Genomic DNA, 23378 nt, shown 5'->3' with positions numbered 1-23378 from the left:
TTTCATTATTGATACTACAACGTAATAGTCAGGCTTACAACTTACGCATCACCAGCGTGGCGTTGGTGCCGCCAAAACCGAAGCTGTTAGACATTACAGTAGTCAGTTCACGCTCGGTCGTTTCGGTCACGATGTCCAGACCCGCAGCCTGCTCATCCAGCTCTTCGATGTTGATACTCGGCGCGATAAAACCGTGCTCCAGCATCAGCAGAGAGTAGATAGCTTCCTGCACGCCTGCGGCACCCAGCGAGTGGCCGGTCATCGCTTTGGTCGCGGAGATAGCCGGGCTGTTATCGCCAAACACTTCACGGATTGCACCGAGTTCTTTCACGTCGCCTACCGGAGTAGAGGTACCGTGAGAGTTCAGGTAGTCGATCGGCGTGTCTACGCCGTGCATCGCCATCTGCATGCAACGTACTGCGCCTTCACCAGACGGAGCAACCATGTCTGCGCCATCGGATGTTGCGCCGTAACCGACGATTTCCGCATAGATATGCGCGCCGCGCGCCAGAGCGTGTTCCAGCTCTTCGACAACAACCATACCGCCACCGCCTGCGATGACAAACCCATCACGGTGCGCATCATAGGTACGGGACGCTTTTTCAGGCGTATCGTTATATTTGGTGGACAATGCCCCCATCGCGTCGAACTCACAGGCCATTTCCCAGCACAGCTCTTCGCCGCCGCCAGCAAAAACGATGTCCTGTTTGCCCAGTTGGATCTGTTCAACCGCATTGCCGATACAGTGTGCGGAGGTCGCGCAAGCGGAGCTAATGGAGTAGTTCACGCCATAAATTTTAAACGGCGTAGCGAGGCAGGCGGAAACGCCGGATGCCATTGCTTTCGTCACCACATACGGGCCCACGGCTTTCAGACCACGCGGGCTACGCATGGCGTCTGCGCCAAAGACCTGGAATTTCGGGGAGCCGCCGCCGGAACCTGCAATCAGGCCGACACGCGGGTTATTCTGATAGACTTCCGGCGCCAGACCGGCGTCGGCCACTGCCTGCTCCATAGACAGATAAGCATAGATGGAGGCGTCGCTCATAAAGCGCACGACTTTGCGGTCAATGAGGCCAGTGGTATCCAGTTTTACGTTGCCCCATACCTGGCTACGCATGCCGGCGTCCTTCAGCTCCTGAGAGAAAGTGATCCCTGAACGTCCTTCACGCAGAGATGCCAGGACTTCCTGCTGGTTATTACCGATGCTGGAAACGATGCCCAGGCCAGTAATCACTGCACGTTTCATTCAATACCTCTGTAATTCGCACTATTTTTAAGTTTCGATTGGCACAATAGCGTACACTTGTACGCCGAACAAGTCCGATCAGCCATTTAGTACGGAAATTTGCGCCGTCAGGCACACATCGTTAAGATCGCGATACCGCCCGTCAGACGAGTAACTTACGTGAAACAATACGCCATACAACCCGCCACACTCGAATTTAACGCTGAGGGTACACCTGTTTCCCGAGATTTTGATGATGTCTATTTTTCTAATGACAATGGACTCGAAGAGACACGCTACGTTTTTCTTGGCGGCAATCGTCTTGAGGAGCGATTTCCCGTACATTCACATCCATTATTTATAGTCGCGGAAAGCGGTTTTGGCACTGGACTCAACTTCCTGACGCTGTGGCAGGCGTTTGACAGCTTTCGTTCTGCGCACCCACAGGCGACGCTGCAAAGGTTACATTTCATCAGTTTTGAGAAATTTCCGTTAACGCGCGGCGATCTGGCGCTGGCGCACCAACACTGGCCGGAGCTCGCGCCCTGGGCAGAGCAGCTGCAGGCGCAATGGCCGCTGCCGCTCCCGGGATGCCACCGCCTATTGCTGGATCGGGGCCGGGTGACGCTGGATTTGTGGTTTGGCGATATTAATGAATTGACCGACCAACTGGACGCCACGCTGAATCAAACAGTCGACGCCTGGTTCCTCGACGGTTTTGCCCCGGCGAAAAATCCGGATATGTGGACGCCAAACCTGTTTAACGCGATGGCGCGGCTGGCGCGGCCCGGCGCAACGCTGGCGACGTTTACCTCGGCGGGTTTCGTTCGTCGGGGATTACAGGAAGCCGGTTTTACCATGCAAAAACGCAAAGGCTTCGGACGTAAACGCGAGATGCTTTGCGGAGTGATGGAACAACACCTCATGCCGACCCTTTCCGCGCCCTGGTTTTACCGCAGCGGAAGCGAAAAACGTGAAACGGCGATCATTGGCGGCGGCATCGCCAGCGCGCTGTTATCACTGGCGTTACTGCGTCGCGGCTGGCAGGTGACGCTCTATTGCGCAGATGATCAGCCCGCCCAGGGCGCTTCTGGTAATCGACAGGGCGCGCTTTATCCGCTCCTTAGCAAACATGACGCCGCCATTAATCGCTTTTTCCCGACCGCATTCACCTTTGCCCGTCGCCTGTATGATGCCCTGCCCGTCTCTTTTGATCATGACTGGTGCGGCGTGACGCAGCTCGGATGGGATGAGAAAAGCCAGCAGAAAATTGCCCAGATGCTGTCCCTGGTGCTGCCCGCCGGACTGGCCTCGGCGCTCAATGCCGAAGAGGCGGTACAGGCGGTTGGCGTGACGACACGCTGCGGAGGAATTACCTATCCGGCAGGCGGCTGGCTGTGCCCGGAACAATTAACTCGCGCAGTCATCGCACTGGCGACCGAACAAGGTTTACAAACGCGCTTTCGCCATACGCTCACGTCGCTCGTTGCGCAGGAGTCGCGCTGGCAACTGCGCTTTACGTCAGGTGAAACCGCCAGCCATGAGGCCGTCGTCCTGGCGAACGGCCATCAGATTAACCGTTTTGTTCAGACCCGGCCGCTGCCGGTTTATGCCGTCGGGGGGCAGGTCAGTCATATTCCCACCACCCCCGCCCTCTCGGCGTTGCGTCAGGTATTATGCTACGACGGCTATCTGACGCCGCAAAATCCGCATAATCAGCAGCACTGTATTGGCGCCAGCTATCACCGGGGCGACGAAAGCACCGTCTGGCGCGAAGAAGATCAGCGTCAGAACCGACAGCGTCTGCTTGACTGTTTTCCGGATGCGAAATGGGCCACAGAGGTTGACGTTAGCGGCAACAGCGCCCGTTGCGGCGTGCGTTGCGCCACCCGCGACCATCTGCCGATGGTGGGCAATGTCCCGGATTACCACGCCACGCTGACGCATTACGCCGATTTAGCCGATAATAAAACGTCGGCGGCGCCTGCGCCTGTGTATCCGGGTTTATTTATGCTCGGCGCGCTGGGATCGCGTGGTTTGTGCTCAGCGCCATTATGCGCAGAAATTCTGGCGGCGCAGATGAGTAACGAGCCGATTCCACTGGATGCCGGTACGCTGGCGGCGTTAAATCCGAATCGGTTATGGGTGAGAAAGTTATTGAAGGGAAAAGCGGTGAAGTAATGGGCCAGTCAATAGCGGAAGGCGGCAAGCGTCGCCTTCCGGCCCTCGGCGTTATTGTTTTGCCTTGTCGAACAAATTGTCCCACATGGCTTTGACTAACGCCTGATCGCGCGGCGACAGTTCACCGGCGCCGATCGCTTTTTCCAGACTTTGGCTAACGTTGGCATAGACCGCCTCAACGGAGTGGTCATCACCGCTCTCCAGCTCGGCAATGGCTAACGTCAGGTGGCCACGCAGGTATCCACTGGCAAAAAGCTCATCGTCGCTGGCGTGCTCTACCATATCGTCAATTAATGCCAGAATGCGTGATTCAAACTCCGCGATCATCTTCTTTCCTCATTGTAAACGTGGCGCTGGCTTTAATTAAGCGCTTCCGGCCACGGGAACTGTTCCGCCTTAAGTTCGGGCGTGTGATAGTAATTCTGTAGCGCTTTGATGAAGCGGGCCGGACGTTCAGGAATGCCCTGCTCCAGATACGCCATTACCTGCGCATGAACCCGGCGCTGAAACGCCACGCGATCCGGCTCAATATCGCCTTCCAGATTGTCGCAACTGACGTTAAAGGGATACCCCGCCGCCACGCAAAACAACCAGTCGAAGGCCTGTGGCTTCACCTCCACGTCTTCAAATTGACTTTGGGTCTGCGCGTCGCGTCCGTCCGGGCAGTACCAGTAACCAAAGTCAACCAGTTCGCGGCGCGCCTTACCGGCGATACACCAGTGAGAAATCTCATGCAGCGCGCTGGCGTAAAACCCATGCGCAAAGACGATACGGTGGTACGGTACCTGCGCGTCAGCAGGAAGATAGATCGGTTCGTCGTCGCCTTTAATCAGACGGGTATTAAATTCTTCGGCAAAGCAGCCGTTAAAAATCTCAATTAACTGTTCGTAATGGTGCGTACTGTTCATTAATTCATCCCCAACCAGTGGAGGATCTCCTGTCCGTGGCTATCATAAAGTAACCTGGCGCTCATTACCGCCGAGACAATAACGATCATCGGTCTGATAAGCTTTTGGCCTTTGCTCAACACCAGACGCGACCCCATTCGCGCCCCTAAAAACTGACCAACCAGCATCACAAAGCCCGTCGCCCAGATCACTTTGCCGCCGATGATAAATAACAGCAGGCCGCCAACGTTGGAGGTAGCGTTAAGCACTTTGGCATGCGCCGTGGATTTCGCCAGGTTATAGCCACATAAGGTGACAAACGCCAGAGCGTAAAACGACCCGGCGGCAGGCCCGAAAAAACCGTCGTAAAACCCGACGCATCCCCCGGCTATCAGCGCGAACGGTAATCCATACAGGCGACGCTGGCGATCTTCCTCGCCCAGCTTCGGCATCAATAAAAAATAGAGGCCGATGAAAATCACCAGGATGGGCAAGATCTGGCGCAAAATATCCGCCTGCACGTGCTGCACCAGCAGCGCGCCGCTCATCGAGCCAATGAACGTCATCAGAATATTGAGCTTTTGCTCGGCCAGGTTTACCACTTTACGGCGAATAAAATAGAGCGAAGACGAGAGGGAGCCGCCGCACGCCTGTAATTTATTGGTCGCCAGCGCGTTTGCCGGCGACATCCCGGCGGCCATCAGCGCAGGGATAGTGAGCAGCCCTCCGCCCCCGGCGATAGAATCAATAAATCCTGCCAGTACGGCGACAAAAAACAGCACCACCAGCAGCAGCGGGGAGACCATAAACAGATCATAAAAATTGTCCATCAGAGTACATGCTCATCCAGTAGCGCCTGGCAGGAAGGCGGCAACGGCGGCGGTGTCTTCTTCTCAGGCTTTGTGGTGCCAGGTTTTGGCGGTTCGAACCAGCTTTGCAGTTCAGCGCCGCATCCATCGCCCGGCGGGGGTAAAGGTTGATCTTCGCACTCCAGGCTGTCGGCAGGGCAGCGTAAACGCACGTGCATATGCGCGCGATGCTGGAACCAGGGGCGTACTTTACGTAGCCAGTCACGATCGCTTCCGGCATCGAGGCAAAGCTGTTGTTTAATGGCCGGATTGACGAAAATACGGGTGACGTCGTTGTCTTGTGCCGCCAGTTTGATCAGACTGGCGATATCCGACGACCAGCGCGACGGCACGACATGTTTACCGTCGCGGGACACCAGATCTAACGCCTGCGGGCGCAATAGCTGCGCCTGGCTCCAGCGCGTTTTCGGCAACTGCAAGAAAATATCCACATCAAGCCCGGTCTGATGACTGGCGTGTCCGCCATTAAAGCGGCCTCCGGCAGGCATCCCCATGTCGCCTATCAGGACGGTTCCGAGCCCCCGTTGCTGCGCCTGATGACTCAACCGCTGGATAAACATGACCAGATCCGGGTGGCCGAAATAACGGCGCTGATCGGTGCGCATCACCTGATAATTATCGGACTGTACCGGCAACGTGTCGGCGCCAATGATGCATCCGTTGGCAAAGCTACCGATAGACTGGGCTGCGCCGGGGACAGGATGAGTTATTTTCTGCCACGGCGTCGCCGCCAGGCTGGCGCTACTGACAAACCATGCCAGCAGCGCAATCGCGGTTTTTTTCATTTCTTACCAGCGTGGAATCTCTGTCTTTACATCCGCATTCTGTGCCCGATGGCGCAGCAGGTGATCCATCAGCACGATCGCCAGCATGGCTTCTGCGATCGGCACTGCGCGAATCCCCACACACGGATCGTGGCGCCCTTTGGTGATCATCTCGACTTCTTCACCCATCCGGTTGATCGTACGTCCCGGCACGGTAATGCTGGAGGTAGGCTTCAGCGCCATATGCGCCACAATGTGTTGCCCGCTACTGATGCCACCGAGGATGCCGCCAGCGTGGTTGCTCTGAAAACCCTGCGCCGTGATTTCATCGCGATTCTGGCTGCCGCGCAGCGCCACCACGTTAAATCCTTCGCCGATCTCCACGCCTTTCACCGCATTGATGCTCATCAGCGCATGGGCGATGTCCGCATCCAGTCGGTCAAATACCGGTTCGCCAAGCCCTGCCGGCACGCCGCTCGCCATCACCGTCACTTTCGCGCCGATGGAGTCACCCTCTTTTTTCAGCGCGCGCATCAGTTCGTCCAGCGCGTCAAGTTTGTCCGCATCGGGACAAAAGAACGGATTAAGCTCAACCTGACGCCAGTCTTTAATCTCCAGCGGAATGTCGCCCATCTGGGTCAGGCAGCCGCGGATTTCGATGCCGAACTTTTCCGCCAGGTATTTCTTGGCGATCGCCCCTGCCGCTACGCGCATCGCGGTTTCACGCGCGGAAGAACGTCCACCGCCACGGTAATCGCGCAGGCCGTATTTCTGCTCATAGGTGTAATCCGCGTGCCCCGGACGAAAGACATCTTTAATCGCGCTGTAGTCCTGCGAGCGCTGATCGGTGTTTTCAATCAGCAGGCCAATGCTGGTGCCGGTCGTCACGCCATCAAACACGCCGGAGAGAATTTTTACCTGGTCCGGTTCGCGGCGCTGGGTAGTATAGCGCGAGGTGCCGGGGCGGCGTCTGTCGAGATCGTGCTGCAGATCGGCCTCCGTCAACGGGATGCCGGGCGGCACGCCATCGACGATACACCCAAGCGCCAGCCCGTGTGATTCGCCGAAAGTGGTTACGCGAAAGAGTTGTCCAATTGTGTTTCCTGCCATCACGGCTCCGTTATCGTTGTTGTCGTTTGCGTGTTTTAATCTTTATAAATATTGAAATGTTCACGGGCCGCGAGCAACTGCGCTTTGGTCAACATAAAGACGCCATCGCCGCCGTTGTCAAACTCCAGCCAGGTGAACGGCACATCCGGATACTGCTCCATCAGATGTACCATGCTGTTTCCGACTTCACAAATCAGAACACCATCATCGGACAGATAATCCGGCGCATTCCCCAGGATACGGCGGGTCAATTTGAGGCCGTCAGTGCCGGACGCCAGCCCCAGCTCAGGTTCGTGGCGATATTCGTTCGGCAGATCGGACATATCCTCCGCATCGACATAAGGCGGGTTAGTGACAATCAGATCGTACTGAACTTTCGGCAGATCGCGGAACAGATCGGAACGGATTGGCGTCACGTGATGGATAAGACCGTGTTCTTCAATGTTATGCTCGGCGACAGCCAGCGCATCCGGCGAAATATCGACCGCATCAACCTCTGCGTCCGGGAAAGCATAAGCACAGGCGATGGCGATGCAGCCGCTACCGGTACACATATCCAGAATATATTTCGGCTGTTGGCTAATAAGGCCGGCGAAGTGGTTATTAATCAGCTCGCCAATCGGCGAACGCGGCACCAGCACGCGCTCATCGACATAAAATTCGTGGCCGCAGAACCAGGCTTTATTGGTCAGGTAGGCGACCGGGATACGCTCGTTAATGCGACGAATCACTCGCTCGACAATGCGGTGTTTTTCGCTGGACGTCAGCCGCGCGGTCCGCATATCTTCCGGAATATCCAGCGGCAGATAAAGAGACGGCAACACCAGTTGTACCGCTTCATCCCACGGGTTATCGGTACCGTGTCCATACCAGATATTCGCCGCGCTAAAGCGGCTTACCGCCCAGCGCAACATGTCCTGAATGGTATGCAGTTCACTTACTGCTTCATCGACGAAAATTTTATCCACGTATTCCTCCAGGGCATGCTCGCATTAAATTCGGCGGCTAGTTTGCCACGAAGACAGGGATAAATCAGCATTGACGCGGCGGGAGAATACGAAAAATCCGTTTTGACCGTTCGGATATCCTCCGGGTCGGGTAAACTAAGGCAAAAGATCAGACGAGACCCACGAATGAAAAAGAAAACATCGCTCAGCGAGGAGGACCAGGCGCTGTTCCGTCAGCTGATGGTCGGCACCCGAAAGATTAAACAGGATACTATCGTCCATCGGCCACTGCGCAAGAAAATCACGGAAGTCCCTACCCGAAGGTTAATTCAGGAACAGGCGGACGCCAGCCACTATTTTTCTGATGAGTTCCAGCCGCTGCTCAATACGGAAGGGCCGGTAAAGTATGTCCGTGAAGATGTCAGCCATTTCGAGCTAAAAAAAATGCGCCGTGGCGACTATTCGCCGGAACTGTTTCTGGATTTACACGGCTTAACGCAGCTTCAGGCCAAGCAGGAACTGGGGGCGCTAATTGCTGCCTGCCGTCGGGAACATATTTTTTGCGCCTGCGTCATGCATGGACACGGTAAACATATTCTGAAACAGCAAACGCCGTTATGGCTGGCGCAGCATCCGCATGTGATGGCCTTTCACCAAGCGCCAAAAGAGTACGGCGGCGACGCCGCGCTGCTGGTGTTGATTGAAGTGGAAGAGTGGCAACCGCCCGAATTACCCTGATGCGGAATTGCCGGATGGCGGCGCAAGCGCCTTATCCAGCCTACGAACAGCCAACGCTGTCGTAGGCCTGATAAGCGAAGCGCCATCAGGCAGCAAAGATTAAATCGCTTTCGCCATTTTCAGATTGCAGGGACTCATTTGCCAGTTGAATGTCCCCTTGCCGCTTACATCAAGCGTAACGTTGGCAATTGCGGACGTCGTGAACATCGGCGGCGTTTCGCCCGGACAAAGCTCAGATACCAGGTATCCGACCAGAGGTAAGTGAGAGATCACCAGCACCGATCCGATCTCTTCATTGGCCAGCGCCTGGAGGTAGGCGCTGACCAGACCGACATCGCCACAGGGCGTTAGCTCCGGCAGGACATCCACCTGAGCCGGCAGATTCATACAATCGCCGACCACATCTAACGTCTGTTCGGCCCGAAGAAACGGACTCACCAGAACACGTTCGATATCCACTTTTTGACCTTTCAGCCAGTTCGCCATCAGGCGAGACTCGTCACACCCACAGGGGGTCAAGGGACGAACCGAATCACTGGCGGCATCGAGGGCTGCGTCGCCGTGACGCATGATAAAAACTTGCATATTGCACCGCTTTTGTTAACCAGTTTCACCAACACGCTTACCACATGCCCCTATTGGCTGCGGCAAAAATGCGGTGGCCGGCATTGTGCCTTATCCATTCACCGAATGAAACGCTGTTTTTTACCTCAATGGCGTAAGTATAGTCAATCCTTGATTATTATTTCGCCATTAAGGAGGCATTCAGTGCGGATTCATATTCTCTTTGACCTCAATTTCCCTGGTCAGTTTCCCCATTCGTCCAGAAATGCTCCCTGCGCTCCGCCATGCGCACTAATTGTTCACAAGGCGCGTAACGAGGACCGTAAAGTGCGGCCAGGCGCTGTAATGTCGCCACCATTTCACCCGGCCCGAGAGCATCCATATAGCGGAACGGGCCACCGAGGAACGGCGGAAAACCGATACCAAACACGGCGCCGATATCGCCATCGCGCGCGCTGCGAATCACTTTTTCGTCGAAACAGCGCGCCGCTTCGTTAAGCATTAACATGACACAGCGCTCTGCCACCTGCTGCGCAGATAGTCGACTCTGCCCTTGCACGCCAATAAGCTTATAAATAGCAGGGTCAACCTGTTTTTTGCTTTTACGCCCTTTTTCGCCATAAAGATAGAAACCGCGGCCATTTTTTCTACCTTTGCGATCGTCATTCAAAATTGAAGCGACAACATTTGCAGGCGCGCTAAAACGTTCTCCATACGCCGCCTCAAGCACAGGAATAATTTTAGTGCCCGTGTCGATTCCTACCTCATCCAAAAGTTGGATTGGCCCCACCGGAAAACCAAATTTTACCAGGGCGGCGTCAATATGTTCGACACGTTCGCCTTCAGTCAGCATCCGAATCGCCTCATTGATATATGGCGCAAGAATTCGGTTAACATAAAACCCGGCTTTATCGCTGACGACTATCGGGGTTTTACCCTGTTTTTTCGCCAGCTTAACGGTCGTGGCGATGGTCTGCGCGGAAGTAGACGCGTGAGGAATGACCTCAACCAGCGGCATTTTCTCGACCGGGCTAAAAAAGTGCAATCCAATCACCTGTTCCGGTCTGGCCGCATTCGCCGCAATATCGCCAATCGGCAGGGAAGAAGTATTGGAGGCAAAAATGGTGTGAGCAGCGCAATTTTGTTCCACTTCCGCCACCATCTGTTGTTTTAACGGCAGATCTTCAAACACCGCTTCAATGACCAGATCACGATGACTGAAACCACGATAATCTGTCGAACCTGATATCAACGCCAATTGTTTATCGCGTTCGCTGGCTTTGATATGGCGGCGGCGTACTTTTGTTTCAAGCAGATCCCAGCTGTACTTCAGAGCATGATTGATCCCCTGAGTATTTATATCCTTAATTCGTACTGGCAATCCGCCTTTACAGGCCGTAACCCAGGCGATACCGCCACCCATTAACCCGCCGCCTAAGATGCCCACGCTGTTCAGCGGGCCGGGCGGCGCATCGCTACCGGGATCTTTTTTCACCTCGGTACTGGCAAAGAAAATAGCGCGCAGCGCCTGCGATTGAGGCGTCATCGCCAGCTCGCCGAAAGCGCGCGCTTCCGCGTCATAGCCGCTACTGCTGCCCTGCGCCAGTCCGGTTTCAATCACATCAATGATCCGCTCCGTCGCCGGATAATTACCCTGCGTTTTTTGCGCTGTCTTTTTACGCACCAGGCGAAATAACAGCGCGCGCCCCAGCGGCCCCGCCAGGATACGTTCCCGGACCGGTAATGTCCGCTGCGCCAGGCGTTCTTTTTTAGCCAGCTCGACAGCCGCTTCCAGTAAAATAGTTTGCGGCACCACATCATCAACCAGCCCGGCTTTAAGCGCCTGTCTGGCGCGAAGCTGTTTACCTGTCAGGATCATATCCAGCGCGGTACTGACCCCCACCAGCCGTGGAAGTCGCTGCGTTCCGCCCGATCCCGGTAAAAGCCCTAACTGTACCTCCGGCAGTCCGAGAACGGTTTTAACGTCGTCGGTACAGATGCGCCGATGGCAGGCCAGCGCCATTTCAAGGCCGCCCCCCAGACAGGCGCCATGAATGGCGGCGATAACCGGAACAGGCAACGCCTGGATCTCCGCCATCAGTTGTTGCCCCTGACGCGCCAGCGTTTCCGCTTCCTGCGCATTTTGGCAGTGACCTATCATGTTGATATCAGCGCCAGCAATAAAGTTATCTGCTTTGGCTGAGATAAAAACAACGCCCTGCAACGCTTTATTTTCCCGGATCTGCTTCAGGATGGCGCGTACCTGCGCGGCAAACTCCGCTTTCAGGGTGTTCACCTTTTCTCCAGGGACATCAATAGCGACAACCGCGACATTATCCAGACGCACGTTAAGTATAAAAGCTGATGTGGTAGTCATTATTCCGCCTCCAGAACCATCGCCGCGCCAAGACCGCCAGCCGCGCAGGCCGTGACCAAGCCAAAACCTCCGCCCCGACGCCGTAATTCATGCAACGTTTGGGTTATCATCCGCGCGCCCGTTGCGGCAAAAGGATGCCCGTAGGCGATTGAGCCGCCAAGCACGTTGAATTTAGCGTCATCCACCTCCCCTGTCGCCTGCGCACGACCAAGCACCTCACGGGCAAATCGTTCGCTGCCCAGCAGTTGTAAGTTCGCCAGAGTCTGAGCGGCAAACGCTTCATGCATGTCGAAAAGCGTCAGATCGGCCATCGTCAACCCGGCCCGCTCCAGCGCCAGCGGCGTTGACCAGGCCGGCCCCAATAGCATGTCCTGCCAGACATCAATAGCGGTAAAGGCGTAGCTGCGCAGATAACCAAGCGGGTGCAGCCCCAGCTCTTTAGCGCGGGATTCGGTCATCAGAATAACGGCGGCAGCGCCGTCGGTCAGCGGTGTACTATTGGCGGCGGTCACGGAGCCATGTTTTCTGTCAAAAGCCGGACGCAGTTTAGCGTAGTCCGCCAGCGTGGAGGTGCCGCGAATGTTGTTGTCTTCTGCAAAGGGGTTTTTATACGGCGGCACATAGGTCGTCATCACTTCTTCCGCCAGTTTGCCCTCCGCCCATGCCTGCGCGGCGCGCTGATGTGAACGATGCGCCAGCGCGTCCTGCTGTTCACGCGTAATACCATACGTTTTCGCCATCTGTTCGGCGGTATCGCCCATGCGCAGACCGGTGGAATACTCAGCGACGGCGGGAGGAACGGGCAGCAGGTCGCGTAAGCGCAGACGAGAAAAAAGCGTCAGCCGTTGGCGGGTCGTCCGGGCTTTATTGACATCAACCAGTACCCGCGCCAGGGCTTTACTCACGCCTATTGGGAGTACCGACGACGAATCTGCGCCGCCAGCGATACCCGCGCGTATCGTGCCGGCCATCAGGCTTTCCGCCACATTCGCTACCGCCTGAAAACTGGTGGCGCAGGCGCGGCTTACGCTATAGGCATCGGTATGAACATTCATCCCCGTACCCAGCACAATTTCGCGCGCAATGTTGGGCGCTTCCGGCATTTGTACTACCTGACCAAAAACCAGTTGCTCAATGGCATCGGCTGGAATTTCACTGCGCGCCAGCAGCTCGCCTACCACCATCTTGCCGAGATCAACAGCGGGAATACCATGAAATGCAGTGGCCTGACGAGCGAAGGGGGTTCGTAACCCACTGACAATAGCAATGCGATCGCCCTGGCGGGTGACCAACGGTAAAGCCTGACGCATAGTACTCCCCTGTAAAAAAATAAATTAGTGGTCTGACCTGATCACAGTCTTAACCAATTTTTTACATTTAGCCAAGCAGAGAGAAAAGAAAGTGGGAGCTAAGGCACAGTGAAGGGAAGCGACAAAATAAAGAAAACGCCTCCGCCAGATGATGACGGAGGCGTCGTGAATGAACGGATTAACGCAGGCCGAGCTGGAAGATCAGCGTTTCTGCTTCGCAGGCGAAAACAAAATCAATATCCAGACGAACGCCTTCGGATTCCTCGGTAAAGGTTGGCGTAATTTGGCAAGGTTCAGACTCCACGCTACGCGCTTTTTCGGTTAACGCCGCCAGCGTCTCTTCAGCCTCTGCGCGGGTAGCGAATACGCGGCTGTATGACGCGGTGCAATCGGAGTTGTCCATGATGGTTCCAACGTCCATACAGCAGCAAACCGGGGTTTCATCAGCACTGCATTTACTCATTTGTAGATTTCCTCTGTATTTGCACCCAGGGTGCCAGATAAACGATGGGGATATTTTACGCTCCCGGCATTCGCCTCTCCAGTCGTTAATGGTGAGAAACGTGTTAAGTGACCGAAATCACACTTAAAAATGATCTAAAACAAAAATCGCGCGATCGGGTGACCGTTAAGCCCGCCGATTTTGCCAGCCAGATCTCGTTTCTAAGATCACAATTGAAAAAACTTATAAACATACTTGCAACATTCCAGCTGGTCAGACCTATACTCTCGCCACTGGTCTGATTTCTAAGTCGTACCGCAGACCCTACACTTCGCGCTCCTGTTACAGCATGTAACATAGTTTGTATAAAAATAATCAATGAGGTTATGGTCATGAGCCAGAAAACCCTGTTTACAAAGTCTGCTCTCGCAGTCGCAGTGGCAATCATCTCCACCCAAGCCTGGTCTGCAGGCTTTCAGTTAAACGAATTTTCTTCCTCTGGCCTTGGCCGGGCCTATTCGGGTGAAGGCGCAATCGCAGATGATGCGGGTAACGTTAGCCGCAACCCGGCGTTAATTACCATGTTTGACCGCCCGACGTTTTCAGCGGGCGCGGTTTATATAGATCCTGATGTTAATATTAGCGGGACATCGCCATCTCGTCGGACGTTAGATGCGGATAACATCGCACCGACGGCCTGGGTGCCGAACGTCCATTTTGTCGCCCCGATTAACGATCAGTTTGGCTGGGGGGCTTCTATTACCTCTAACTATGGTCTGGCGACAGAGTTTAACGACACATACGCCGGCGGCTCGGTTGGCGGTACGACCGATCTTGAAACCATGAACCTGAATTTAAGCGGCGCTTATCGCTTAAATGAGGCCTGGAGCTTCGGCCTTGGCTTTGATGCGGTATACGCGCGCGCGAAAATCGAACGTTTTGCGGGCGATTTAGGCCAGTTGGTCGCGGCACAGAATCCGGCGCTGGCGCCGGTCGCGGGTCGGATTCCCAGCGACACCAAGATTGCCCACCTGAACGGTAATCAGTGGGGCTTTGGCTGGAATGCCGGTATCCTTTATGAACTGGATAAAAATAACCGCTACGCGCTGACCTACCGCTCGGAAGTCAAAATTGACTTTAAAGGCAACTACAGTAGCGATCTTCCCATCGCTATAAACCAATTTAACCTGCCTATCCCAACGGCAACCGGCGGCGCGACGCAGTCAGGCTACCTGACGCTGAATCTGCCGGAAATGTGGGAAGTGTCCGGTTATAACCGTGTGGCGCCACAGTGGGCCATCCACTATAGCCTGGCCTATACCAGCTGGAGTCAGTTCCAGGAATTGAAGGCAAAATCGACCGCCGGCGATACGCTCTTTGAGAAGCATGAAGGCTTTAAAGACGCTTACCGCATTGCGTTGGGTACCACCTATTACTACGATGACAACTGGACGTTCCGTACCGGTATCGCCTTCGATGACAGCCCGGTACCAGCGCAAAACCGTTCTATCTCTATTCCGGACCAGGACCGTTTCTGGCTGAGCGCCGGTACGACTTACGCCTTTAATAAAGATGCGTCTGTCGACGTTGGCGTCTCTTATATGCATGGTCAGAGCGTGAAAATTAATGAAGGGCCTTATCAGTTTGAATCTGAAGGGAAAGCCTGGCTGTTCGGTACTAACTTTAACTACGCGTTCTAATCTCTTTCTGAAACGGATCAAAAAGGTGAGCATTGCGCTCACCTTTTTATTTACTGCCGTTTATTCCGAGTCGATCTCTTTGAGTTCGTCCTGAATCGCCTGCGCGTTCGGGTTTTCCTGCGGCTTGAGTTTTCCGCCATTGGCGATAAAGTCATGACGCTGGAAGTACGCCTCGCGCACCATAATATAAGGATCGGAAGACTGGCGCAGCAAACCATCGGAGTCCAGCAACTGCGCGCGGGTTTCTATCCCTTCGATAGTCCATTTTCCTATGGACATTGGCCAGGTCAACCACGAGAGCACCGGATACAAGGTATCCGCCATATCCCCGCCATCTTCACGCAGCGTGAAGCTGCCGTAGAACGGAAGTTGCACATAAGGCCCATACCCCACGCCATAATGGCCCAGCGTACTGCCAAAGCGATGCGGTTCAACGCGCTGCAGCTTAGGATTCGCCATTCCCGCGACGTCAATAAAGCCGCCCATCCCTAATAAGGTATTCAGGAAGAAACGGGTGAAATGCACCATACCCTGATAAGGATCGCCCTGCAGGAAATAGTTCACCATGATCGCCGGTTCTTCGAGGTTGCCGGTGAAATTACTTAAACCGTTACGCGCAGGCTGTGGAACATAATCACGCCAGGCGACCGCGACCGGCCGAACAACATACGGGTCCAGCACATTAAAGTTGAAGTTGTACATGGTGCGGTTAAACCCTTCAAATGGGTCTGAACGCCCCTGCTGTTCTGTACCGGAACTCGCACACCCGACCAGCAGTGTGGTTCCCAGCGCCAGCGCCGACAGGCGAAGCTTCATAGATGTCTCCCTGTGAATTATGGCTATCGCTGATTGCCATCCATGACGGAACGCTACCGTATCCGCCTGTTTAGGTGTGAGCGATTTTAACAGCACGTCAAACGATGTCTATATGCGCGATCTCATTGCTTTGAGCATAGCCTGGTAACGCAACAACGTGACGGCCCTATTCTAACGAAACAGATAAAAACGAGCGTGATCATTTTTATTTTTTCGGAGAATGCCCCGGCCTGGGTAAATGAAAAACCGCTACGCTTTATTAATATGTGTTAATCAGCAGAGATCATCATGGATAGCCTTAACGACGATAAAATTAACCGGCACAGCAGTGACCTGGAAGTTGAAAGCGAAGAAAAACAAAGCGGTAAAGAGATTGAAGTGGATGAAGATCGTCTTCCTTCCCGCGCCATGGCGATTCATGAACATATTCGCCAGGATGGTGAAAAAGAAATGGAACGCGATGCGATGGCTTTGCTCTGGTCAGCCATTGCCGCAGGACTTTCTATGGGGGCATCACTCCTGGCGAAAGGGATTTTCCACGTGCAGCTTGAAGGCGTTCCCGGCGGCTTTTTACTGGAAAATCTCGGCTATACCTTTGGTTTTATCATTGTCATCATGGCCCGCCAGCAATTATTTACTGAAAATACCGTTACCGCCGTATTGCCGGTAATGCAAAATCCCACTCTGAGTAACGTTGGCCTGCTGATGCGCTTATGGGGCGTAGTCTTATTGGGCAACCTTATTGGCACCGGGGTTGCGGCGTGGGCATTTGAATATATGCCTATATTTGATGAAGAGACCCGCGACGCCTTTGTCAAAATTGGTATGGAGGTCATGAAAAATAGCCCAACGGAGATGTTTGCCAACGCGATTATCTCTGGCTGGATCATCGCCACAATGGTATGGATGTTTCCTGCTGCAGGCGGGGCAAAGATTGTGGTCATTATTTTGATGACCTGGCTTATCGCGCTGGGCGATACCACCCATATTGTCGTCGGTTCCGTTGAAATTTTGTATTTGGTTTTCAACGGCACGCTGCCCTGGAGCGACTTTCTCTGGCCCTTCGCCCTTCCCACACTTGCCGGAAATATCTGCGGCGGCACCTTTATTTTCGCATTGATGAGCCACGCGCAGATCCGCAACGATATGAGCAATAAGCGTAAGGAAGAAGCGAGGCTACGCGGCGAGCGCCTGGAACGGGAGCGGAAAAAAGCGGAAAAACAGCGCTGAGTGGCGACGGTTTAACCAGTCAGGCGGCGCTACACTTACTCCGGCGAATAAAAAACGCTATACTGGCGCCGCGTTGTCCCCTTAGTTAAATGGATATAACGAGCCCCTCCTAAGGGCTAGTTGCAGGTTCGATTCCTGCAGGGGACACCATTGATACCCAGGACATTCTCTTCTTGCTGCATAACCTTTCGAGCGGTTCCCCTTTCATGTTGCTTTTATTGCCCCTATGCAATATCACCGGACATGCCATACGTTCAGCAAAAAGTCGTCATCGGCCGGTTATGACCGATGACATCCTGATGTGGTCTAGAAGCGGTACTGCAACCCCGCGGTAACCGTATAGTTATTATTAGCTATACCTGCGGCATCGCCACCAAAATAAGCCGTATCACCGCTGGTTTTATCTATGATTTGCGTACCGCCCTTACCTTCTTCATATTTACTGTAAGCAAACTCAGCAAAGATTTTTGCATTACTGGTAATATAATATCCGGCGTCAATAGAAGCGCCATAATATCGTGAATTTTCCGTTTTTTCACGGAAGGTAAGTTTGCGCATGTAGTGTTCGTCATTATCATGCGCATTTACCCAGTCGCTGTATTTAAACAGTACATTACACTCAAAGTCATTAATACGATAATCACCCGCCAGCCCGATATAGGGCATTTCGAAACGCTGGCTATAACCTATGCCGCGCACGCCATGAGGAAAATTACCAATATATCGACCATTATCATAAATATAAGACCCGCCTCTTGCCGTCCAGCTAAAACGGGTTTCCTGATAGCCCGCTGTTACGCCCGCCTTGTAGTTATCGCCCTGCAATAACCAACCTTTCACGTTCAAATCGTATTCATTAGCATAGTTGACGCTGGTGTCCGGATGAATTGAACGATCGGTCCAGCCTGGCTGCTCACTGCTCATCCAGTCATGGTCAACCATATGACCCGATCCCGACGCCAAAGACGTCCAGCCGCGGGCGTCCAGCGTCATGAACGAATAGGGTTCCCATGATAAATCCCCCTGCAACGTGGCGACATTTTTTATTTTCCAGTCCAGTTGACTCAGCTTCCGCCCGGTGTCGGTATCATAAACCAGCTCCCTGGATTTACCATTTAACACTCCCACGGAAAGGGATGTCGTGACGCTCTCAGGAGAGACGTCCGGAATAAATAAGGTAGACTCCGCATAAGCCGACTCAGAAAATACGGCGATCATCATTACTGCAATAGCATGTTTTTTCATTTCTCTTGTCCTCATATTCAGATGTAATCTGGAGAGGTAATGAAGTTTTCATCTTGTCAAATCGTCGGACAAGAGTACATTTATTACGCCAGAGAAATTGACGCATTTTTACTTTATATTGAAGTTAAGAAATAGAATTCGATGCTCAGGAGAATAATAAGCAAGCTATAATCATGATGGAATGATTTACCATTACGGTGATGCGGCGTTATCTGGCTAACGACATCGTTGCTGATGTTGTCAGCCAGATTGAAAGTAACTGTAATATCAGAATTTATAATGCTCTTTACTTAAACCATATTTTTTCATGCGCAGATAAAGTTTTTTACGGGGAATTTGCAGGTACTCCGCCACTTCATTAATTCGTCCCTGATGAATATTTAATGCTTCGGTAATAATTTGTCGCTCATACTCTTCAACGCGCCGGTCAAGCGGGGTCGGCTCCTGAAGAAGCAACTGCGGGTTGACCGTTTCCGCCAGCGGCAGCACGCCAACAGCAAAAAGCTCTGCCGCATTAGCCAGTTCGCGCACATTGCTTGGCCAGGCGCGTCGCATTATTCCTTTCAGTAATTCCCCCGCTATTTCCGGCACTGGATGATTGAGTCGCAGGCAGGCTTTTCGAAGATAATGGCGAAATAACGGCTCGATATCATCCGGTCGCTGAGAAAGAGACTGGCAGGCGATTTGGGTCATGGCGAAACAGTAGTAAAGCTCGGCCGCAATCTGGTTAGCTGCCGCCTGCTCCACCAGCGAAGCGCTGCCAACGCCCACCAAACGAAAAGGCCGATGCTCCAGGCTTTGTAAACGCGCCAGATGGTGCTGCTGTTCGCGTGTCAGATATTCGGGATGACTCAACACCAGCGTGCCTCCTTGTGCCTGGTCGATGAATGTCTCCAACTGCCCGGCATTCTCCGGCGTGAGTTCATAGCGTACAAACGGCCCTTTCGCGTTACGCCCCAGTTGATGGAGATAACGGGCGCCAGTCATACGTCCTGTGCCATGTTCACCGTAAAACCATACGGCAATGTCCGTTTCCGCCAGTTGTTGTAACCGTTGTCGAAACTGATTCATCCACTCGCTGCGCCCAATCAGTTCAACCTGTAACGTCTGCTGGCAATATTGCCGCCGTGCAATGACCGACCGGCGCTGGCGTAGCGCGTCTTCAATTAATATCAACAGCTTGCCCGGATCGACGGGTTTTTGCAGAAAATCCCAGGCGCCCTTTTTCACCGCATCAACCGCCATCGGTACATCGCCATGTCCGGTAATCAATAAGATTGGCAGTTGATCGTCATCCTGATGAAACAGCGTCATAAGATCGATACCGGAACACCCCGGCATACATACATCGCTCAAAACGATCCCCTCCCAATCCGCTTTTACCCACTCTTTGGCCTCGAAAGGATGGGTAAAGCCACGCACGCGGTAGCCTGCCTGCTCAAGCATTTGGGTATAGGCGTCAAGTACATCAACGTCATCATCAATCAGCAAAATAGAACATTCATCATTCAACATCATCGACATCCGTTACCGAGAATTGCAGCACCACGCAAGCGTTACGCGTCAGCGTCGACGCCAGACGCAGGTCGCCCTTCATTTGCGCCATCAGCGACACGCTAATCGACAGCCCAATACCCAACCCGACAGCTTTACTGGTGGTAAACGGCTTGAGTAAAGAGGGCAACAGCGCCACAGGCCAGCCAGGGCCGTTATCTGCAATATAAACCTCCAGCGCCTCTCCCTGCGTCTGCCACGTCACCGCGATCGCCGCATCATGCGAACAGGCGTCAAGCGCATTCGCCAGCACATTCACCAGAACCTGCTGAATACGCACTTCATCGCCGCTAACCCATACGGTGTCGGTTGGCAGTGAAAGCGCTCCCTGCCGGGATTGGTGGCGCATGGCTAATAACTCCCATGCCGCCACGAAGGTTTGGCGCAGATCAACGGGATACAATGGCGTTTCCAGCTCCGCCCGGCGGGTAAACTGCCGCAGCGAACGGATAATGGCGTCAATCCGGTTAATGAGCCCTTCCGCTTTGGTGAGCGTATTTCTCGCTTGTCCGCTCTGACCTTGTTCAATCGCGCGTCCCGCCGTAAATAAATACATTGAAAGCGCATTCAGCGGCTGGTTAATTTCATGCGCCAGCGTGGTCATGGTCTGGCCGACTACCGCCAGTTTCGCCGTCTGAATTAACTCATCCTGCATGGCGCGCAGGTCGGCTTCTATCTCTTTGCGCTCGGCGACCTCTTGTTCAAGCTGCCTGCGTTGCATATTGAGCTGGCCCAGCGTATGACGTAGCAAACGGGCTATCCGTCCTAGCTCATCGCGCCCGTAAACCGGGATAGTCGAGTCGGTTCTCCCCAGCCCTATCTGTACCACAGCCTGATTAAGCGCGGTAAAACGCTTTACCAGCCGGGAACGGATAAAATAGTGGTTGAGTCCCCAGGCCAGCAACAACGCCAGGAGCGTCGCCACTAAAATAAGCCCGCCGCTAACGCGGACAATCTGTTCCAGGCGTTGATTGAACGTCTGCATTTGCTGGTGACTACTACCTAACTGCGCCTCAAGCAGCGTGCGAAAGCGCCCTAGCGTAGCCTCTCTGGCGCGGCTAGCGTCCAGTAAGGCTTTTTGCGCCGCAACATAATCGCGCATGGTATCGGGCATCTTATTTTTTACCATCCCGATTTCCAATAGTTCGTCGATGGTTTGCCGCAGCGTGATCGTACTGGGCCAGTCATCCAGCGCACGAATATTCTCATCCGCCGTTTTTTTTAGGTTTTCCAGGTAGCGAATATGGGTCTCCACCAGCATCCCGTCATTATTGCCGGACTTGAGCTCATTCAATCTGTCGCGCAGGTCGTCAACAATCTGATTTTCAATTCGCGCCAGGGTATATACCTGTTGCTGCTCGTTCTGCACCTCGCGCGAACGTTGCAAGTACTGCGCTGCATCGCCCTGATTCGCCTCAATTTGATCGAGCAGCGTCCCCTGCTGCCAGGTAAAATCCTGTACCAGCGAATTTAGCTCCGTGGTGAAATCATCATGGAGCCAGTCAATACGAGCGGAAAGCTCGCTGACTTTCTCCCGCACCAAAAACATGTTGTAGAGGGCGTTGTCCAGCTCCGCCAGCAAGGTCCGGCTATCCTGTAAAATGACGGCCAGTTGCCGGCGCTCAGCAAGCTGAAGCCCCTGACTCAGACGCTCAATCTTATCCAGATGCTGAATAATCTGCGTACGTAACTGCAAACGTACCGTCGTGTTCGGCGCCAACAAAAATTCATTGAGTTGATCCACGGCCAGATTCAGGTTCCCCTCAATTAAAAAAGCGGAATGGATGCGAGGGAAATATTCATCAAGCGAATAGCGAACCTGCGAACTTTGCTCATGCCAGGAATAAAGGCTGACCATACTGACAATCAGCGTCAGTAATGCGCCCGTTAAAAATGCGCCCCGTAAACTGTTGCTGATACTGAGCTGACGAAGCCGTTGCAATAATCTCCCCTTCATTTCAGCTCTTCCAGTTTGTGAATCGCCAGCCGCTGATTGTTCAGAAACCAGATCTGCCACTCCATCATTTTTTGTTCGGCAAAGCTTTTATTATCAAACTGCGCCAGCCAGGTTTCATCTTCGCTGCTTGCCGCATCCACCGGGACGCTGGTCAATAAGGCTCTGATTTCAGGTAAGGGGCGTTTAAGCCGCGTTTCTGCGCTGTGCAACGCTCGCCATGCATCTTTAAGCTGCGCGAGACGAAAACTGATCGCGGTATCAAACATGCGTTGTACCAGTTGCTGACGCTTCAGGATCAGACGATAGTTCAACGGCGGCTGGGCCATCAAACGCTGTTGTTGCGCGGCGCGAGGATTATCGGCGCTAAGCGGTGCGACGGGATACTTACCGGTATTCGCGTCAGCCAGTATCCTTTGCCCTTTCGGACTTAATAAGTAATGAATAAAAGCACGCGCTTCGTCTGCATGACGGCTGTTTTTCAACACCGCGACGTAAGTGGGCGACACCGCAGAATACGGGAAATAGGTAAAAGCAAGATTAGGATCGTTAAGTAGCAAATTAGCATAGTTATCAATGACCGGCCCGGCAACGCCAAGCCCGCTTTTGATTTTATCCGCTACGCCGAAACTGCGAGAGGAAATCGTGACCAAATTACCCGAGATTGCCAGCAGCGTCGCCCACCCTGCCGTCCAGCCTTTTTGCTGCAACAGCGACTCCACCATCAAATGATTGGTGTCTGAGCGTGACGGACTGCTCATTAATAGAGCGCCCTGGTAACTGGGCAGGCCCATATCCTGCCAGTCGGCAGGCGGCGGAAGATGGCGCGCAGCGAGCGCTGAACGATTGATCAATAGCCCAAATCCGGATACCGCTACCGCCACTGAAGTTGAGCGGATAGAACGCGGCACCAGCTTCTGGCTGGCGGCAGGCGCGCTATCTAATAGCGCCAGCTTTTGGTGCTCCTGAAGGTGTTGCAACAGCATGGGGGATGACGTCAGGATCAGATCGACATTTTCCGCATTCGCCGTATCAAGTAATTGCTCTAAAGAACCGCTGGTGCGGTTGAGCGTACGAATCATGACGGAACCCGGCTCCGTCTGCCAGCGCTGGATAATCCAGGCGGTCGCGCTGGGTGAAAAGGTCGTTGCCATCACCAGCTCGCGGCTGTACGCTTGGCAAGAACCGAACATCGCCGCCAGCCATAGCGTAAAAGCGCCCACTCTGGCGAAACGACCACAGCATGAGAAAAGTCGATTTGTGATCCCGTTCATAAATATCGATATCACATAAAGAAAATATTGAGACAAAACTTACCCTTTTATTTCTGTTGGCATCCAGAACAGCGTTATTTGAATAATAACGGGTCCGTCGCTCGAAAACATCAATAAAGCGTATCAGATTACTGGCAGCAAATTTGTTAATATCCGCACATGCTAACGATAAAACGGCCATGCCAATA

20 protein-coding genes and 1 tRNA gene are annotated in these 23378 nt (G+C 53.6%); 5 read left to right on the top strand and 16 right to left on the bottom strand.

The features are described from left to right. Positions 1 to 34 precede the first annotated feature (34 nt). Positions 35 to 1249 (bottom strand): beta-ketoacyl-ACP synthase I, encoded by a 1215-nt coding sequence (gene fabB, locus OLG56_RS06985; protein ID WP_000817159.1) that lies wholly within the window; start codon positions 1247 to 1249, stop codon positions 35 to 37. Positions 1250 to 1408: 159 nt separating this feature from the next. On the opposite strand from fabB, the gene mnmC reads away from it, so the two are divergent. Continuing rightward, entirely contained in the window at positions 1409 to 3409 is a 2001-nt protein-coding gene (gene mnmC, locus OLG56_RS06980) for a bifunctional tRNA (5-methylaminomethyl-2-thiouridine)(34)-methyltransferase MnmC2/FAD-dependent 5-carboxymethylaminomethyl-2-thiouridine(34) oxidoreductase MnmC1 (protein ID WP_061377300.1), read from the top strand. Between the two features lie 51 nt (positions 3410 to 3460). Here mnmC and OLG56_RS06975 read toward each other — a convergent pair whose 3' ends face one another. Genes OLG56_RS06975 through prmB form a run of 6 tightly spaced genes read right to left on the bottom strand, consistent with a single transcriptional unit; the run spans position 3461 to position 8007 of the window. Continuing rightward, the gene (locus tag OLG56_RS06975; protein ID WP_000559749.1) at positions 3461 to 3736 is read right to left on the bottom strand and encodes a YfcL family protein; all 276 of its coding nucleotides are present in this window, start codon (positions 3734 to 3736) and stop codon (positions 3461 to 3463) included. A gap of 32 nt (positions 3737 to 3768) precedes the next feature. Next, positions 3769 to 4317, bottom strand: a complete 549-nt coding sequence (locus OLG56_RS06970) for an elongation factor P hydroxylase (RefSeq protein ID WP_001089211.1) — start codon at positions 4315 to 4317, stop codon at positions 3769 to 3771. Then, complete coding sequence (locus OLG56_RS06965) at positions 4317 to 5126, bottom strand: sulfite exporter TauE/SafE family protein (protein WP_000368599.1); 810 nt, start codon at positions 5124 to 5126, stop codon at positions 4317 to 4319. The genes OLG56_RS06970 and OLG56_RS06965 overlap by 1 nt, the downstream gene beginning before the upstream one ends. After that, complete coding sequence (gene mepA, locus OLG56_RS06960; RefSeq protein ID WP_000750429.1) at positions 5126 to 5950, bottom strand: penicillin-insensitive murein endopeptidase; 825 nt, start codon at positions 5948 to 5950, stop codon at positions 5126 to 5128. The genes OLG56_RS06965 and mepA overlap by 1 nt, the downstream gene beginning before the upstream one ends. Before the next feature lie 3 nt (positions 5951 to 5953). Beyond that, positions 5954 to 7039, bottom strand: coding sequence for a chorismate synthase (gene aroC, locus OLG56_RS06955; protein ID WP_000918457.1), 1086 nt, complete (start codon positions 7037 to 7039; stop codon positions 5954 to 5956). Between the two features lie 35 nt (positions 7040 to 7074). Continuing rightward, on the bottom strand, positions 7075 to 8007 hold the full coding sequence (gene prmB / locus OLG56_RS06950) for a 50S ribosomal protein L3 N(5)-glutamine methyltransferase (protein WP_001542329.1): 933 nt from the start codon (positions 8005 to 8007) through the stop codon (positions 7075 to 7077). 165 nt (positions 8008 to 8172) lie between these two features. Here prmB and smrB point away from each other — a divergent pair, with 165 nt between their 5' ends. Next, the gene (smrB, locus tag OLG56_RS06945; protein WP_000730794.1) at positions 8173 to 8724 is read left to right on the top strand and encodes an endonuclease SmrB; all 552 of its coding nucleotides are present in this window, start codon (positions 8173 to 8175) and stop codon (positions 8722 to 8724) included. A gap of 99 nt (positions 8725 to 8823) precedes the next feature. Here the strand turns inward: smrB and sixA are convergent, their stop codons facing one another. From sixA to OLG56_RS06925, 4 genes are all read right to left on the bottom strand, one after another. Then, the gene (gene sixA / locus OLG56_RS06940; protein ID WP_001195801.1) at positions 8824 to 9309 is read right to left on the bottom strand and encodes a phosphohistidine phosphatase SixA; all 486 of its coding nucleotides are present in this window, start codon (positions 9307 to 9309) and stop codon (positions 8824 to 8826) included. A gap of 208 nt (positions 9310 to 9517) precedes the next feature. Further along, complete coding sequence (gene fadJ / locus OLG56_RS06935; protein WP_061377299.1) at positions 9518 to 11665, bottom strand: fatty acid oxidation complex subunit alpha FadJ; 2148 nt, start codon at positions 11663 to 11665, stop codon at positions 9518 to 9520. Beyond that, complete coding sequence (gene fadI / locus OLG56_RS06930) at positions 11665 to 12975, bottom strand: acetyl-CoA C-acyltransferase FadI (RefSeq protein WP_001248130.1); 1311 nt, start codon at positions 12973 to 12975, stop codon at positions 11665 to 11667. The genes fadJ and fadI overlap by 1 nt, the downstream gene beginning before the upstream one ends. 178 nt (positions 12976 to 13153) lie before the next feature. Continuing rightward, positions 13154 to 13438, bottom strand: a complete 285-nt coding sequence (locus tag OLG56_RS06925) for a YfcZ/YiiS family protein (protein ID WP_000030904.1) — start codon at positions 13436 to 13438, stop codon at positions 13154 to 13156. Between the two features lie 371 nt (positions 13439 to 13809). On the opposite strand from OLG56_RS06925, the gene fadL reads away from it, so the two are divergent. Continuing rightward, positions 13810 to 15117 carry a long-chain fatty acid transporter FadL gene (gene fadL, locus OLG56_RS06920; protein ID WP_001549822.1) on the top strand — a complete coding sequence of 436 codons (1308 nt, stop codon included), beginning with the start codon at positions 13810 to 13812 and terminating at the stop codon, positions 15115 to 15117. A 60-nt stretch (positions 15118 to 15177) separates the two neighbouring features. On the opposite strand, the gene mlaA is transcribed toward fadL, so the two are convergent. Further along, positions 15178 to 15933, bottom strand: a complete 756-nt coding sequence (mlaA, locus tag OLG56_RS06915; protein ID WP_000776789.1) for a phospholipid-binding lipoprotein MlaA — start codon at positions 15931 to 15933, stop codon at positions 15178 to 15180. A gap of 288 nt (positions 15934 to 16221) precedes the next feature. Here mlaA and OLG56_RS06910 point away from each other — a divergent pair, with 288 nt between their 5' ends. Then, the gene (locus OLG56_RS06910) at positions 16222 to 17163 is read left to right on the top strand and encodes a formate/nitrite transporter family protein (RefSeq protein WP_000377772.1); all 942 of its coding nucleotides are present in this window, start codon (positions 16222 to 16224) and stop codon (positions 17161 to 17163) included. Positions 17164 to 17238: 75 nt separating this feature from the next. Next, positions 17239 to 17313: transfer RNA gene (locus tag OLG56_RS06905), tRNA-Arg, on the top strand. Between the two features lie 156 nt (positions 17314 to 17469). Here OLG56_RS06905 and pgtE read toward each other — a convergent pair. From pgtE to pgtC, 4 genes are all read right to left on the bottom strand, one after another. Continuing rightward, positions 17470 to 18408 carry an omptin family outer membrane protease PgtE gene (pgtE, locus tag OLG56_RS06900; RefSeq protein ID WP_000716005.1) on the bottom strand — a complete coding sequence of 313 codons (939 nt, stop codon included), beginning with the start codon at positions 18406 to 18408 and terminating at the stop codon, positions 17470 to 17472. Positions 18409 to 18675: 267 nt separating this feature from the next. Continuing rightward, entirely contained in the window at positions 18676 to 19923 is a 1248-nt protein-coding gene (pgtA, locus tag OLG56_RS06895; RefSeq protein ID WP_000930843.1) for a two-component system response regulator PgtA, read from the bottom strand. Further along, positions 19913 to 21919 (bottom strand): two-component system sensor histidine kinase PgtB, encoded by a 2007-nt coding sequence (pgtB, locus tag OLG56_RS06890; RefSeq protein ID WP_000678493.1) that lies wholly within the window; start codon positions 21917 to 21919, stop codon positions 19913 to 19915. The genes pgtA and pgtB overlap by 11 nt, the downstream gene beginning before the upstream one ends. After that, a complete protein-coding gene (gene pgtC, locus OLG56_RS06885; RefSeq protein WP_000467983.1) occupies positions 21916 to 23109 on the bottom strand; it encodes a phosphoglycerate transport regulator PgtC in 1194 nt (397 codons plus the stop codon). The genes pgtB and pgtC overlap by 4 nt, the downstream gene beginning before the upstream one ends. Positions 23110 to 23378: the final 269 nt, after the last annotated feature.

It is taken from the genome of Salmonella sp. 2018103 (assembly GCF_026247685.1).
Classification (GTDB): Bacteria; Pseudomonadota; Gammaproteobacteria; order Enterobacterales; family Enterobacteriaceae; genus Salmonella; species Salmonella enterica.
This window is presented reverse-complemented; position numbering and strand designations above follow the sequence as displayed.